The organism is Micromonospora sp. NPDC005298, assembly GCF_040607375.1.
Classification (GTDB): Bacteria; Actinomycetota; Actinomycetes; order Mycobacteriales; family Micromonosporaceae; genus Micromonospora.
Genome location: NZ_JBEXGP010000015.1, coordinates 23,505 through 37,071, shown reverse-complemented (window position 1 = coordinate 37,071; position 13,567 = coordinate 23,505). Strand labels below are relative to the sequence as shown.

Genomic DNA, 13,567 nt, shown 5'->3' with positions numbered 1-13,567 from the left:
GGGCGGTCAGGCGTTCGCGGCGGCGTCCACCGCGGCCAACAGGTCGGGCAGGTCGTACCCGGCCTCGTGCCGGATCTCGTTGACGAAGAGCGTCGGGGTGCCGTTCACGCCGCTGCGGATGCCGCCGACGAAGTCGCGGCGGACCCGGTCGGCGTGTGCCCGGCTCTGCACCTCGGCGTTCAGTTCGTCCGGCGGCAGGCCCACCTGCTCGACGCCGAGCGAGAGGTGCACCGGGTCCAACTGGTCCTGGTGCTCGTAGAGCCAGTCGTGCATCTCCCAGAACCGTCCCCGGGTCGCGGCCGCCTCGGCGGTCTCGGCGGCACGCTCGGCGTACGGGTGCACGTTGGCGATCGGGAAGTAGCGGTAGACCAGCCGTACCGTGTCGGCCCGCTGCCGCAGCATCTCGTGCAGGTTGGGGTACGCCGCGCCACAGAACTGACACTGGAAGTCGCCGTACTCGACGACTGTCACCGGCGCGTCGACCGGCCCTCGGGCGTGGTCCTCGGCGGTCACCGGGTCCCGGAGTCGGGCGGTGACCTGAAGTGGCGTACTCATCGCGCCATCACCCCCTGCTGGAGCCGGTCCAGGGCGTCGAAGATGCCGTCCGCGCCCGGGTTGACGTCCGGCGGGGACAGGAGGCTCCAGGCCACCGTCCCGGCGGGGTCGAGCACCACCAGGGCGCGCTGCGCCTCACCCGACGGGGCGTACGCGCCGTAGCGGCGGGCCACCTCGCCCTTGGGCTCGAAGTCGGCGAGCAGCGGGAACTCGATGCCCCGGGCCTCCGCGAACGCCCGGTGTGACCAGATGCTGTCCACCGAGATGCCGAGGACCGCTGCCTGGTACTGGTCGAACACCGGCGCCGCCGCCTGGTAGAGCGCCATCTGGTCGCCGCAGACCGGGCTCCAGTCGGCGGGGTAGAAGGCGAGCACGACCGGCCGGCCGCGGAACTGCTCCGGCCCGATCTGGTGCCCGTCCGGTGTAGCCGCGAGGGTGAAGCCGGGGGCGGGGCTCCCCGGTTGGATCAGCCCGTTCGGATCACTCATGCCCCCAGCCTGCTCCCGGGGCGGGTGAGGTCGGCTCACCCGTCCCGGGTGGTTCCGCGTACGCCTCAGCGCAGCACCGGGGCGACGGCGATGTGGTTCTGCACCTCACGGATGCCCGGCGCCGACCAGACCACCTGCTCCACTTCGGCCCGTTCGGGCATCGAGTGCACCAGCCCGGCGAGCACCGCCGTGTCGCCGTGCACCCGTACGGTGATCCGTTCGGCCTCGGTGGCTCCGGCGCGGGCGAGCGCGTCGACGATCCGGTCGGCGAGGTTCTGGCCGTCCGGCGGCGCGGCCGGGCGCACACTGATTCCGTTGCTCACCCCGCGTACGCCGGTGAGCCGACCGACCGACCGTTCGGCGGCGCGCCGCTGGTACTCCCACTCGACCTCGCCGTGCAGCGTCACCCAGCCGGCCGAGACGGTCACCTGGAGCTTCTCGACGGGTACGAACGCATCCCACTCCAGGGTGTGGCCGGCCGCGGCGGCCAGGTCGGGGTCGGCGCGTTCCGCGCTGCCGGGCAGGTGGACGGCCAGGTCGTTGGCGACCGCCCGGACTCCGACGACGCGGTGGGTGGCCCGTTCGGCGGCCCACTTCTTCGCGTAGCTGTCCACCCGGCCGGTGAGGGTTACGACGCCCTCGCCGACGGTCACGCCGATCTCGTGCGGTTGCACGCGTGGTTCCCAGGTCAGCTCGTCGAGTACGGCGGACTGGATGTCCTGGTCGGTGCGGCTGATCGTCGCGGTGGCCATCTGTCCCTCCTCCGGTGCGTCGGGTGGCGGACCGGCCGACGACCGTGGCCGCAGGCCCGCCGGGATGTGATCCTGCCGCCGGACGGGGTGAGCCGCCCTCGCCCGGTGTGGGTGACGGCGCTGCCCACAGCCGGTGGTGGGGCGGCCACGACGGTCATGGACATCGATCGTGGGAGCGCTTCCAAAGTTGTTGCCGATCGGTTACGGTGAACGAGTTCCTCCACATCGGGAGCCGTCGCGTCGGGTGGGAGCAAGGGCAGCTCCGTGCCTTCCCCGTCGTGCCCCCGCCGCCGTGCCCGTCCCCCGGGCCACGGCGCCACCATCGGAGTTCGACCCGTCCCCCGGGCCCTCATTCCGAGAAGACACCAACCGCGCAGAGGTCTCGTCAGCGCGTCCGTGTGCCGGGACCGACCCAGATCACCGGTCCGCCGGGCCGCCTGAGGGGTCCGGCACCCGGCGGACCGGCCCATCCGACCAACCCGCGTCGCGTCCCCCTCCGCTCGCGACCGGGGAGGGGTCGGAGCGGGGCACGAACGAGCCCCGCTCCGACCGTGGTCGCAGCGGGGCTCACGCGTGTCGTGCGGAAGGCCTGTCTCAGACGGCGGGGGAGTTGGGGCGGTCCACGTCGACGAACTCCACGTCGTCGACGGCGCGGTCGTCCCGGCTGCCGGCGGCCCGGGCGGCGGAGCCGACGGCCCAGCCGACCGCCGCGCCGACGAGCGCGGCGCCGATCAGCAGCGTCCAGGGCAGCGCCGGCTGACGCCCGGCGAGCGCGTCGAAGGCCAGCGAGGCACGGCGCCGCGCCTCCTCGGCCGCGGAGCCGACCAGGTCACCGGCCCCGTCGGCGAGGTCGCCGCTGCTGCGACGAGCCGAACGGGCGGTGTCACGGACGCTGTCCCCCGCGGAGCTGACGGCGGAGACCAGGTGCTCCCACGCCTGGTCCGCGATCCGCTCCGGCTTGCTGCGGCGGTCCAGCAGGTTGGTTCCGAACATCGTGGTTACCTCCTCGGGTGCCGAATCCGCCGGCCACTTCGGACCTCGGCGTCTGTTCAGCGCGTCACGGTTCGCCTTCCTGGCAGTGCCCCGTGCCGGTCGGGCGCAAACCCGGTCCGCTGCTCGCCGCCGTTCAGCGCACCATCACCACGGCCGCGCCACGGGCGAAGTCGTCGTCATCGTCGTCGTCATCGTCGCCACCGCCACCGAAACCGCAGGCCAGTACGAGGGCGAGCAGAACGCCGACGCCGGCCAGCCCGGCCAGTCTCTTGATCATTGAAGGTCCTCTCCGTCACGGTGGGTGTCCCCGGCCGATGCTAGGTGCGGTCGGCAACCCCGCGGTCGTCCGTACGGACACGTGGCCCCCGACACGCCGGCGGCACGCTGGGCGGACGCGGGCGGCGGCGGGTCGGCGGGCGGCGCGGACCGGGACCGCTACCCTGGTTCGGCGGCGCGTCGGCTCCGACCGGCCGCCGAATGATCGAATAACAGAAATTTCGGAACTGGGAGCCCTGATGTGCCCAGATCCGCGAATTGCTCATCCCGAGGGGTGGCGACCGAGGCCGTCGGAGGAATACTCTCGGTCGCGGCCCGCGTACTGATGAGGCGCCCGGGGGACGGGCGGGTGGAGGTGCTCGCGTGAGCCTGTCGATCGTGAAGTCGGTTCTGTCCGGTGGTGTGGTGGAGATCGCCCCGCGAGGTGAGATCGACGTCGACACCGCGTACGAGGTGCGCGAGGCGATCGCGGAGGTGCTGGCCAAGGGCCGCCCCCTCCGCATCGAACTGAACATGAGGCTGGTCACCTTCATCGACTCCGTCGGCATCAGCGCCATGGTCGCCGGCTTCCAGACCGCCGAGGTCAGTGGCGTCAGGCTCGTGGTCACCGAGCCGAGCCGTTTCGTGCACCGGCAGCTCTGGGTGACGGGTCTGCTCGGCCTGTTCGGCGCCCCGGAGCCCTACTTCGCCGGCGCCGCCACCCCCGAGGTGCTTCCCGGCGCCTGAGCGACCCGTCAGCGCTCCTCCTCCAGACCGGTCAGGTCCACGTCGGTCATCTCGCTCACCGCGCGGATGGCCGTCACCGACGCGTACCCCGCTGCCAGCAACGCCACGTCCGTGCCCGGCTGCGCGGCCTGACCCGGCTCCTCCAACGCGGTACGCACGAACCCGTGCCCGGACTCGGCGACCGTCATCTGCACCTGACCGAAGCTGGCCAACGTCCCGCGACGTACCCCGCGCAGGCGCTCGTGCGGCAGGTCCGGGGCGTTCACGTTGAGCACGCTCTCCATCGGCGCGGCGGTCAGCCGGGGGAGCAGGTCGAGGGCGACCCGCGCGGCGGTGCTCCAGTGCCGTTCGGCGTCACGTACCCGGGCGGCGGCGTCCACGGCGGCGCCACCGCTGGCGGCCGTGGCCTCGCCGGCGGTGAGGACGTCCAGGGATACGGCCATCGCCCGGCAGCCGTTCGTGGCGGCGGTGAACGCGGCGCCCACCGTGCCGGAGTGCAGCACGGCGCGACCGGCGTTGGCGCCCCGGTTGATGCCGGAGAGCACCACCGACGGCGGCGGACCGAACGCCCCGTGCAGCGCGATCAGCGTGATGAAACCGGGCGTGCCACCGACCCCGTACGCCGGCACGCCGTCCAGGTCGGGCAGCGGGTGCTCGTGCACGACCACCCGTCCGTCGCGCTCCGTCGCGCTCATCGCGGCGCTTGTGCCGCTGGCCTCCTCCAGCGGCGCGGCGATCACCACGTCCAGCCCTCGCTGGGTCGCCGCCCAGGCCAGCGCCTGGATGCCCGGCGCGGCGATCCCGTCGTCGTTGGTGACGAGGACCCGCAGCGTCATCGTTCGACCACCCGGTCGGCCAGCTCGTCAGGTGTTGTGCGCTCCTGCGGACGGCTGTCGGCCGGCACCAGCCGCACCCGCTCCACCAGGCCGGTGATCGAGTCCAGGCGGCCGGTGCCCAGGCCGTGCCGGGTCACGTTCAGCGCCCCGGCGGCGGCGCCGGTACGGATGGCGGTCCGGATGTCGCCACCGCGTGCCACCACGGCGGCCACCCCGGCCGTCATCGAGTCGCCCGCGCCGCGCGGGTCGGCGGCCTCCAGCCGGGGCATCTCCACGTCGAACAACTCGCCGTCGATGAGCGCCAGCGCCGGCTGGTCGGCCCGGCTCACCACCACCGTCTCGGCGCCGGAGGCGTGCAGGTCGTACATGGCCCGGGTCAGGTCCGGCATCTCGTCGCTGCGGGCACGGCCGTCACGGATCAGCTCCTCGTGGCTCACCTTGAGGAAGAAGACCCCACTGTCCAGCACCGCGCCGAGGTGTTCGCCGGAGAGGTCGACGACGACCTGACCACCGTTGGCCCCGAGATCGGCGGCGAAGCGCCGGTACAGGTCGGGCGGTACGAGCCACGGCGCGTTCGGTCCACTGAGGATGCTCACGGGAGCTCGCAGACCCTCACCCAGCGCCAGGTTGTACAGCTCGTCCAGCTCGTGCCGGCTCAACGGCTGCCCGGGCACGTCGGCGATCTCCTGCCGTGATCCGCCCCGGCGGTCGTGCACGTACCCGCCGCTGCCGGAGTCGCGGACCACCACCTTGAGGTCCACCCCCTCGCTGACCAGCAGCGGTTCCAGCACCTGGCCGATCTCGCCGCCGAGGGCCGCGCAGAGCACCACGTCGACCCCCAGCGACAGCACCATGCGGGCCTGCCACACCCCCTGCCCACCGGGGTGCAGGTGCAGTTCGGTGTGGTCGTTCGGCTGGTCGACGGTCACGGTCAGTTGAGGAGTGGGCGCGAAGACCATCACGTGTCCACTCATCGCTCGTCACCGCTCACGAGTCCGCCCCTCCGTCACCGTCGGTGATTCCCTATCAATCGACCCTAATGGGGCAAGTCGCTGATCACCGGGCATCGGTCGGTGTCGGGACGGGCGTTGCCAGCCCGATCGGTGTACGGGACGATCGGGCGACCAGCGACGGCGGGAGACGGTGTGCTCAGGCGCGATACCTTCGGTTACACCGTCCAAGCCCGGTGCTCACCCGCCGACGCCGCCGCGCTGCTCAGCGACCTGACCCGGCAGGGCGAGCTGCATCCGCTGATCGTCGACGTCCGCCGCCTGCCGCCCCGACCCGGCGCCCTGGCCAGCTACGCCATCAGCGACCGGCTGGTGGCCGGCCCGCTACGCTTCCGGACCACGTATCAGGCGGACGTGCTCACCAGCGACACCGACGAGATCATCATGGTGGCGCGCCAGTGGCCGGCCACCACCGTGCACAACCACACCCGGCTGCGCGCCGAACCGGACAACCTCCTCCGGGTCGACGTCGAAATCACCCTCAGCGCACCCGCCCCGCTGTTCCGGTACGCCTTCCGCCAGGCCCGCGCCGCCCACCTCGCCCTCGCCAGCCGCCTCGGCGCGGCCCTGGAACGCGCCAGCAACCCCCCAACCCCCGCCTGACCCCCGCCCGCTGCCCGCGGCCGCTGTCCGCGCCTGCCTTCCGCGCCCGCGCCCGCCGCTACGCGCCCGCGAACACCCGGGCCCGGCGCCCCTCGCGCCCGCCGCTCCGCGCCCCGCGAACACCCGCAGCCCGCAAGATCGCACTCGATCCACGAAGTAGTGGCATCCCGCAACGCCGAGGCCACTACATCCCGGATGTAGCGCGATCATGGTCGGCGGGCGCGGTGGGACCGGCGGTTACGGCGGGTCCGAAGGATCCTGCAGAGGTGGCGGGTCGTGCGCGGCCGGCGCGATCACGGCCGGCCCGGCCGGCGCGACCAGCGCCGGTGGGGCGGCGGCCCCACGGCTTGTAGGTGGAGAGCACCGTCGCGATGATCATCAGGCTGGTCGAGACGGCGGGGGCGATCACCAGGTCGGCGCGGTCCCGGGCGGGGAGGGCGGCACCAAGCATGCCAGCGTGGCGCAGGTTCGGGGTGAGCAGGAACAGGACCAGCCCGACCATCACCGTGGTGATCAGTAGCTTGGCCAGCACCCAGCGGTAGCGCAACAGTCCCCACGGCGTGAGGAGTGCGCTGGCCACGCCGATCAGCCAGACCAGCACGCTCAGCGGCGCGAACAGCACGGTTCCGAGCAGCGCGGTGACCGGGTAGACGACGGCCGGGTCGGCGCCGCGTTGTACCGCCACGCCGAGGGTGAGCAGCACCAGGTCGGTGCCGAGCCAGCCGAGGGAGGTGACCAGGTGCAGGGTGAGCAGCGCCTTGCGGGCCGTGGGCGGAAGTCGCATGGGAACGATGCTGCCGCCGGGCGTCCGCCGGGTCGTCCGACCGTCGGCGGCATTCGGGGTACGCCCGCTGACGTAGCCGTGGCCGGCACCCCGGTTCGGGACGCCGGCCACGGGTGGGGTCAGTACACCGACAGGTGTACGTGGTTGGTGTGGTCGCTGGACGGGTCGCCGCCCGCCCCGCTGTACGACTTCCATCCGCTGCTGGGCAGCCAGATCTGCCGGTACCAGATCACGTACAGGACGGCGAGCCGGTCGGCGTTGCGGATGAAGTAGGCGGCCAGGTTGTTGCCGTACGTCTTGTCGCCGCCGGTGGCGTCGCCGCCGAAGCCGTTCTTCTGCGCGGCGAAGTCGCACGCGCGACCCTTCGGGTGTTCACCTGAGCCGCCGGAGCGGTGGCAGGAGACGTACCGGGTGAAGCCGGCGGCCTTGGCCTGGTTGAGCGCGTGCAGGGTGCGGGGGGTGATGCACCCGCTGGCCGGGGTTGGGTCGTTGACGCTGCACGACTCCGAGGGCCAGGAGCCGTCGGAGTTGCGCGGGGCGGCCGTGGCGTTCGCGCTTGAGGTGCCCCGGTTGGAGCCGCTGTCGGAGGTGGTCTGCGGCTTGGGTGTGGTGGCCACGGTCAGGGCCCGTTCGGCCTGTTCCTTGCGTTTGGCCATCACCGCGACCTGCTTGCGCTGCTCGCGGATCTCGCCGTCCAGGGCGACGCGGGTGCGGGTGGCCTCGTCCTTGGTGGCGATCAGGTCGCGTAGCACCCGGTCCTCGTTCGCGGCGACCGCGTCGAGGGCGGCGGCCCGGTCCATGAAGCCTTCGGGGGTGTTGCTGTTGAGCAGCGCGGACATCGCGCCGAGGCGGCCGGTGCGGTAGGCGACGCCGGCGATCTCGCCGACCTTGCCGCTGCGGGCGTCCAGTTCGGCTTCGGTGGTCTTGAGCTGGGTGGTGAGTTGTTGCTGCCGCTGCACGGAGGTGTCCAGGGCGCGCTTGGCGTCCAGGTATCCCTTGCTGGCGGCTTCCAGTTGGGCGCGGAGCGCGGGGGTGCCGCCCTCTTCGTCGCTGTCGGGTGCCGCGGCGGCCCGTTGGGTGTTCGGGGGAGCGGCCGTCGCGCCGGCCGGGAGTGCGACGCCGAGGGCGAGCATCGCGACGATCAGGGCCGCCAGGCGGGCGGCGGGTGGTCGTGCTGGTGCCACTACGCATGTCCTTCCGTCAGCCGCCGACCGGGTTAGCTGACGGGTTCGGGACGGAAGATCCCTACCGCTGACGCGGATGCACCCCAGGAACGTGGTTCCCCGGTTCGCCCGCTCGGGCGATTAGGCGGCGGCCGCCACCGGCGCCGGGAGGGCGCCGCCTGGTGGAGGCCGGGACCGAGCCTACCGGGGCCGGTGGGGCGCCTGCAGCCGTTGTGACGGACGGTGCGTGCGTCATCACCAAAAACTCGGACAAAGGCGAGCGTACCTCTCGAAACACCGTCACCATTCGACCGAACCGCAGGCGCCGGGCGCGGCGGCCGGCTCGATCTGGAGCGTCGCGTGTTCGATCCGGAAGTCGTCGTGCAGGGCGGTACGCGCGGCGCTGAGGACCGTGCCGACCTCCGCGCCGGGCTCCATGGTCAGGTGTGCGGAGGCCACCTCCATGCCCGAGGTGAGCGTCCAGACGTGCAGGTCGTGGACCTCGACCACGCCGGGTACGGCGGCGAGCCGGTCGTGTACGGCGGTGACCTGGAGGTGTTCCGGGGCGGCCTGCACGAGGATGCGGACGGCGGCCCGGCCGAGGCGCCAGGTGCGGGGCAGGATGAACACGCCGATGGCGACCGCGACCAGCGGGTCGGCCCACCACCAGTCGGTGACCGTGATGAGCAGCGCCGCGCCGATCACGCCGAGCGAGCCGAGGAGGTCGCCGAGCACCTCCAGGTACGCGCCCTGGAGATTGATGCTCTCCCGGGCGCCGGCGCGCAGCAGCGCGAAGGCGACCACGTTCGCGAGCAGGCCGAGCACGGCGACCGCGAGCATCGGGCCGGCCAGCACCTCGTGCGGGTCACCGAATCGGCGGATCGCCTCGACCACCACGTAGACCGCCACGCCGGAGAGCAGGACGGCGTTGGCGAGGGCGGCGAGAACCTCGAGGCGGTACAGCCCGAAGGTGCGCTGCGGATCGCCGGTGGCCCGGCGGGTGGCGGTGATCGCGGCGAGTGCCATGCCGATGCCGAGCACGTCGGTGAACATGTGTCCGGCGTCGGAGAGCAGGGCCAGCGAGCCGGTGCGCAGGGCCGCCACCGCCTCGACCACCATCAGGGCGGCGAGCAGCCCGAACGCTGCCCAGAGCCGGCCCCGGTGCTGGTGTGCGGCATTGGCGACCGACGCGTGGTGGTGGTCATGACCTGCGCCCACGAAACCCACCCTCCGTCGCCAGCCGGGACCCGGTCAAATGTATGCGCACATTGCTATGTGTGCAAGTGTACGGCGACGGCCGCCCCGGCGGTGCTCATCGGGGCCGGATCAGCCGGTCGGGTCGACGGTGGTGAGCCGCTGGGTGGCCCGGGAGAGCGCGACGTAGAGCGTCCGTACCCCGGCACCCGGATCCGCCCGGATCTCGCTCGGCGCGACCAGCACCACCCCGTCGTACTCCATGCCCTTGGCCTCCAGGCTGGTCACCACCTGCAGGCGCGGTGCGCCGAGCGTGCCCAGCCAGCCGGCGACCTCGTCGCGGCGGGGGACCGGCGTGATCACGCCGACCGTGCCGTCCACCTCCGCCAGCAGGCCGGTGGCCGCCTCCACGACTGCCGTCTCCAGCCCAGCGGCGGGCACCACCAACTCGACCGGGTCGACCCCGGTGGAGCGTACGGCCGTCGGCAGCGGCAGGTCCGGGTAGAGCCGGCGGATCTCCGCCGCCGCCACCGCGAAGATCTCCGACGAGTTGCGGTAGTTGGTGGTGAGCGTGAAATCGTGCCGCTTGCGCCGGCCCAGCGCCTGGTCCCGCGCGCGCGTCAGCTCATCCGGGTCACCCGTCCACGCCGTCTGCGCCGGATCGCCCACCACCGTCCAGGAGGCCAACCGGCCCCGCCGGCCGATCATGCGCCACTGCATCGGCGACACGTCCTGCGCCTCGTCGACCACCACGTGCGCGTACTCCCGGTAGTCCGCCGGCCGTTCCCGGGCCGCCGCCCGCGCGGCGCGCTGCCGGTCGGCGAAGGTGCTCAACTCGCGAACCCCGCCCGCGAGCTGGAACGGGTCGCGCCGCGCCCGCGCCGGCTGCACCGGTTTGCCCAGCAACGCGTCCAACTCGTCGAGCAGCGCCACGTCGGCGATGGTCAGACCGGCCGAGTCCAGGTCCCGGTACGCGGCGCCCAGCAGACGGATCTCCGCGCCGGAGAGGATCCCGCCCGCGTAGCGGCGCAGCCGGTCCGGCCGGGCCAGCCAGCCGAGCACGTGCCGTGGGTGCAGTCGCGGCCACCACGCCTTGAGGAACTCCCGGAACTCCGGACGCTCGGCGATCTCGTCCTCGAAGGCCCGCTGCTCCGGCAACCGACCCATGTTCAGCCGGCGGGCCTGCGCCCAGAGCGCGGCGAACACCCCGTCGAAGCCCGCCCGCCGGGTCTCGTTGCGCCGGGCGCCACGGTTCAGCGCGCGGTCCCGGATCGCGTCCAGCTCGGCCCGGTCCAGCCGCAGCAGCGCACCCCGGTACAGCAGCCGCAGCTCGCCCGGGCCGCCCGGCACCGCGTCGCGGACCGCCCGCTCCAACACCCGGCGCATCCGCAGCGAACCCTTCACCGCCGCCACCTCCGGCGGGTCGGTGCGGGTGGCGGTCATGCCGGGAAAGAGGGTGCCCAACGAGTGCAGGGTCGCGGTGTCCTCACCGAGCGACGGCAGCACCGAGGCGATGTACTCGACGAAGACCGACGACGGGCCGACCACCAGGATGCCGCCGCCGGCGTACCGGCTGCGATCGGAGTACAGCAGGAACGCGGCCCGGTGCAGGGCGACCGCCGTCTTGCCGGTGCCCGGACCGCCGGCGACGATCGTCACACCGGAACCGGGCGAGCGGATCGCCTCGTCCTGCTCCCGCTGGATCGTCGCCACGATGTCCCGCATGCCCCGGCCGGTGGCCCGCGACAGGGTGGCCAGCAGCGCGCCGTCACCGACGACGGTCATCCCCTCCGGCGCGGCGGTCGGGTCCAGCAGGTCGTCCTCGATGCGGGTGACCCGCTCCCCACGGGACTGGATGGTGCGTCGCCGCACCACGCCCAGCGGCTGGTTCGGGGTGGCCTGGTAGAAGGCGGCGGCGGCCGGCGCCCGCCAGTCCACGACGAGCGTGCTGGCGTCCTCGTCGCGGATGCCGAGTCGCCCCACGTGCAACGTCTGCCGGTCCCGCAGGTCCAGCCGGCCGAAGACCAGCCCCTCGTGCTCGGCGTCCAGGGTGTGCCGCCGCTGCGCCGCGTGGAAGACCATCGCGTCGCGTTCGACGAGCGCGCCGAACGTACCCACCCGCGCCATCCGGTAGCCGTCCCGCTCGGCGCGTACCGCCGACCGGCGCAGCTCGGCCAGTCGGGCGTACACCCGGTCGAGGTGCCGTTGCTCGACGGCGATCTCCTGCTCCAGGGCGGTCTGGTCGGTCAACGCACGCTCCTTCGATGTCGCCGGCAGACGGCGCGAACCGCGCGGGCCAACCGCAGAAGGGTACGGCCCCGGGCCCGGCCCGCCGCGCGCGAGGTGCGTGAACGCGGCTCAGGCGCCCGCGCCGGCGGGAGTCGCGCCCCGCGTCGGGGACGGCCCCCCGGCGAGTACGCGGCGTAGGACCCCGGTCAACGCGGAGTTCACCTCGTCGGCGCGTTCCATCATCAGCATGTGCCCGGCGCCCGGGCAGACGGTCAGCTCGGTGGCCGGCAGCGCCGCGGCGATCGACTCGGCGCACGGGGGCGGGGTCAACCGGTCCCGATCGCCGACCAGCGCGGCGGCCGGCAGGTGGGCCAGCGCGGCGAGGGTGTCCAGGCGGTGCTGGGCGCCGATGGAGGCGCGGAAACCGCCGATCGAGCGCAGCGAGGCGCGGGCCACCGCCGAGGTGACCAGCCGGATGTCGGCCGGCTCGCACCGGTCGCCGAAGAGCATCCACCGGATGCTCGGTTGCAGCGCGCGCAGCAGCGCCCGGGGCGCCCGCCAGGACCCGCACCGGGCCAGCACCCCGGCGCCGGTGGTCTCGGCGAGCCGGATCAGCCGGGTGATGCGCGGCGAGAGCCCGTACGCCGTGTGCGTGTGCCCCTCGGCGGTCGTCGAGACGAAGACCAGCCCGGCCGTGCGGGCGGCGAAGTGTGCGGGGTGGCGGTGCGCGTACTCCATGATCGTCATGCCGCCCAGCGAGTGCCCGACCAGGACGACCCGCCCGGTCGGCGCCACGGTGTCGAGCACCGCGGCCAGGTCGTCGCCGAGCTGGGCCAGCGTGGCGGTCGGCAGCTCCATGCAGCTGGACCGCCCGTGCCCCCGCGCGTCGTAGGTAACCACCCGCACCGCCCCGTCGGCGGCGAGCGCCTCGACCTGCCGGTGCCAGGCGCGCCCGTCAAGCGTCCAACCGTGCAGCAGGACGGCCGTGACCTGGGCGTCCGCCGGCCCCGTCGCCTCGACGTGCAGCCGTACACCGTCCGGCATACCGACCTCGAAACGCTCCGGCATCGCCACCTCCCCAGGGCCGCCCGCCACCATCAGCACCGGGATACCCGGCGGTAACACCGGCTACCCGCCATCAGACCACGTCAATCGCTCCCTGGCGAACATTCCCGACCCCGCCCGCGGAGCACGGACGGCGGTCAAGCTGAACGGCATGGGGTCGTCGCAAGCGCCCACGGGCGCGACGCCGGGGCGGCTGGCCGGTGGCACGCCCCGCGCCGCGCTGGCCGACCTGCTCAGCGGCAACCGGCGGTTCGTCAGCGGCCAGCCGATCCACGGACACGACGTCACGGCCGCCGCGGCGACCGCCTCCGGCGACCAGCAGCCGTACGCGGTGGTGCTCGGCTGCATCGACTCAAGGGTGCCGCTGGAGGCGATCTTCGACCAGACCTTCGGCGCGATCTGCGTCATCCGCACCGGCGGGCACGTGCTCGACCGCGCGGTGCGCGGCTCCATCGAGTACGTGGTCGGTCAGCTCGGCGTACCTCTGGTGATGGTGCTCGGCCACGAGCGGTGCGGCGCGGTGGGCGCCACGGTGGACGCCCTGCGCGCCGGCGAGCGGCCCGGAGGTTCGCTCGCCCACCTGGTGGACGAGATCGCCCCGGCGGTACTGGAGGTGGGGTTGGACGACCCGGCGGTGCTCGCCCTGGCGGTCCGCCGGCACGTCCGGCGGACGGTGGACGCGCTCCGGGTCGACGACCTGCTGGCCGGGCCGATCGGCGCCGGTCGGGTGGCCGTGGTCGGTGGCCTCTACGACCTGGCCACCGGGGAGGTCGCCCTGATCGACCCGGCGTGAACCCGCGCGGCCGTCGACCGCTCCGGGTACGGCCCGGGGGCGGGTCGCGGACGCGAAACCGCCCGCCGGGTCATCCCGGCGGGCGGTTCGGCGGTGCTGT

At 73.4% G+C, this 13,567-nt stretch carries 15 protein-coding genes and 1 riboswitch; of the genes, 3 read left to right on the top strand and 12 right to left on the bottom strand.

The window, feature by feature from the left end; translation table 11 throughout:
- Positions 1-6: 6 nt before the first annotated feature.
- From ABZS77_RS20270 to ABZS77_RS20250, 5 genes are all read right to left on the bottom strand, one after another.
- Positions 7-555: a thioredoxin domain-containing protein gene (locus ABZS77_RS20270; protein ID WP_354824795.1), complete on the bottom strand. Its 549-nt coding sequence runs from the start codon at positions 553-555 to the stop codon at positions 7-9.
- A complete protein-coding gene (locus ABZS77_RS20265; RefSeq protein WP_354824792.1) occupies positions 552-1,043 on the bottom strand; it encodes a redoxin domain-containing protein in 492 nt (163 codons plus the stop codon). Before ABZS77_RS20265 ends, ABZS77_RS20270 begins: the two co-directional genes overlap by 4 nt.
- Positions 1,044-1,108: 65 nt before the next feature.
- The gene (locus tag ABZS77_RS20260; RefSeq protein WP_354824790.1) at positions 1,109-1,795 is read right to left on the bottom strand and encodes a BON domain-containing protein; all 687 of its coding nucleotides are present in this window, start codon (positions 1,793-1,795) and stop codon (positions 1,109-1,111) included.
- A 594-nt stretch (positions 1,796-2,389) separates the two neighbouring features.
- Positions 2,390-2,788, bottom strand: coding sequence for a hypothetical protein (locus ABZS77_RS20255; RefSeq protein ID WP_354824788.1), 399 nt, complete (start codon positions 2,786-2,788; stop codon positions 2,390-2,392).
- Positions 2,789-2,921: 133 nt separating this feature from the next.
- A complete protein-coding gene (locus ABZS77_RS20250; RefSeq protein WP_167517312.1) occupies positions 2,922-3,065 on the bottom strand; it encodes a hypothetical protein in 144 nt (47 codons plus the stop codon).
- Between the two features lie 362 nt (positions 3,066-3,427).
- On the opposite strand from ABZS77_RS20250, the gene ABZS77_RS20245 reads away from it, so the two are divergent.
- Positions 3,428-3,790 carry an STAS domain-containing protein gene (locus ABZS77_RS20245; RefSeq protein ID WP_354824785.1) on the top strand — a complete coding sequence of 121 codons (363 nt, stop codon included), beginning with the start codon at positions 3,428-3,430 and terminating at the stop codon, positions 3,788-3,790.
- A gap of 8 nt (positions 3,791-3,798) precedes the next feature.
- On the opposite strand, the gene ABZS77_RS20240 is transcribed toward ABZS77_RS20245, so the two are convergent.
- Both ABZS77_RS20240 and ABZS77_RS20235 read right to left on the bottom strand, forming a co-directional pair.
- Positions 3,799-4,626, bottom strand: coding sequence for a 5'/3'-nucleotidase SurE (locus ABZS77_RS20240; protein ID WP_354824783.1), 828 nt, complete (start codon positions 4,624-4,626; stop codon positions 3,799-3,801).
- Positions 4,623-5,600 (bottom strand): PfkB family carbohydrate kinase, encoded by a 978-nt coding sequence (locus tag ABZS77_RS20235; protein WP_354824780.1) that lies wholly within the window; start codon positions 5,598-5,600, stop codon positions 4,623-4,625. The genes ABZS77_RS20240 and ABZS77_RS20235 overlap by 4 nt, the downstream gene beginning before the upstream one ends.
- A 171-nt stretch (positions 5,601-5,771) precedes the next feature.
- Between ABZS77_RS20235 and ABZS77_RS20230 the strand changes: the two genes are divergently transcribed.
- Positions 5,772-6,239 carry an SRPBCC family protein gene (locus tag ABZS77_RS20230; RefSeq protein ID WP_354824777.1) on the top strand — a complete coding sequence of 156 codons (468 nt, stop codon included), beginning with the start codon at positions 5,772-5,774 and terminating at the stop codon, positions 6,237-6,239.
- Positions 6,240-6,423: 184 nt separating this feature from the next.
- Here the strand turns inward: ABZS77_RS20230 and ABZS77_RS20225 are convergent, their stop codons facing one another.
- The 5 genes from ABZS77_RS20225 to ABZS77_RS20205 form a co-directional block, all read right to left on the bottom strand.
- Complete coding sequence (locus tag ABZS77_RS20225) at positions 6,424-7,023, bottom strand: hypothetical protein (protein WP_354824774.1); 600 nt, start codon at positions 7,021-7,023, stop codon at positions 6,424-6,426.
- 119 nt (positions 7,024-7,142) lie between these two features.
- Positions 7,143-8,156, bottom strand: coding sequence for a hypothetical protein (locus ABZS77_RS20220; RefSeq protein WP_354825048.1), 1,014 nt, complete (start codon positions 8,154-8,156; stop codon positions 7,143-7,145).
- Between the two features lie 56 nt (positions 8,157-8,212).
- A riboswitch (cyclic di-AMP (ydaO/yuaA leader) is annotated at positions 8,213-8,344 on the bottom strand.
- Positions 8,345-8,486: 142 nt separating this feature from the next.
- Entirely contained in the window at positions 8,487-9,404 is a 918-nt protein-coding gene (locus ABZS77_RS20215; protein ID WP_354824772.1) for a cation diffusion facilitator family transporter, read from the bottom strand.
- A 108-nt stretch (positions 9,405-9,512) separates the two neighbouring features.
- A complete protein-coding gene (locus tag ABZS77_RS20210) occupies positions 9,513-11,630 on the bottom strand; it encodes an AAA family ATPase (protein WP_354824769.1) in 2,118 nt (705 codons plus the stop codon).
- Between the two features lie 108 nt (positions 11,631-11,738).
- A complete protein-coding gene (locus ABZS77_RS20205) occupies positions 11,739-12,677 on the bottom strand; it encodes an alpha/beta hydrolase (RefSeq protein WP_354824767.1) in 939 nt (312 codons plus the stop codon).
- 148 nt (positions 12,678-12,825) lie between these two features.
- Here ABZS77_RS20205 and ABZS77_RS20200 point away from each other — a divergent pair, with 148 nt between their 5' ends.
- A complete protein-coding gene (locus ABZS77_RS20200; RefSeq protein WP_354824764.1) occupies positions 12,826-13,467 on the top strand; it encodes a carbonic anhydrase in 642 nt (213 codons plus the stop codon).
- Positions 13,468-13,567: the final 100 nt, after the last annotated feature.

Bases quoted from the DNA above. Each gene is read 5' to 3' on its own strand.
- ABZS77_RS20270 (WP_354824795.1), bottom strand. From the start codon at position 555: ATGAGTACGCCACTTCAGGTCACCGCCCGACTCCGGGACCCGGTGACC.
- ABZS77_RS20265 (WP_354824792.1), bottom strand. From the start codon at position 1,043: ATGAGTGATCCGAACGGGCTGATCCAACCGGGGAGCCCCGCCCCCGGC.
- ABZS77_RS20260 (WP_354824790.1), bottom strand. From the start codon at position 1,795: ATGGCCACCGCGACGATCAGCCGCACCGACCAGGACATCCAGTCCGCC.
- ABZS77_RS20255 (WP_354824788.1), bottom strand. From the start codon at position 2,788: ATGTTCGGAACCAACCTGCTGGACCGCCGCAGCAAGCCGGAGCGGATC.
- ABZS77_RS20250 (WP_167517312.1), bottom strand. From the start codon at position 3,065: ATGATCAAGAGACTGGCCGGGCTGGCCGGCGTCGGCGTTCTGCTCGCC.
- ABZS77_RS20240 (WP_354824783.1), bottom strand. From the start codon at position 4,626: ATGACGCTGCGGGTCCTCGTCACCAACGACGACGGGATCGCCGCGCCG.
- ABZS77_RS20235 (WP_354824780.1), bottom strand. From the start codon at position 5,600: ATGAGTGGACACGTGATGGTCTTCGCGCCCACTCCTCAACTGACCGTG.
- ABZS77_RS20225 (WP_354824774.1), bottom strand. From the start codon at position 7,023: ATGCGACTTCCGCCCACGGCCCGCAAGGCGCTGCTCACCCTGCACCTG.
- ABZS77_RS20220 (WP_354825048.1), bottom strand. From the start codon at position 8,156: ATGCTCGCCCTCGGCGTCGCACTCCCGGCCGGCGCGACGGCCGCTCCC.
- ABZS77_RS20205 (WP_354824767.1), bottom strand. From the start codon at position 12,677: ATGCCGGAGCGTTTCGAGGTCGGTATGCCGGACGGTGTACGGCTGCAC.
- ABZS77_RS20200 (WP_354824764.1), top strand. From the start codon at position 12,826: ATGGGGTCGTCGCAAGCGCCCACGGGCGCGACGCCGGGGCGGCTGGCC.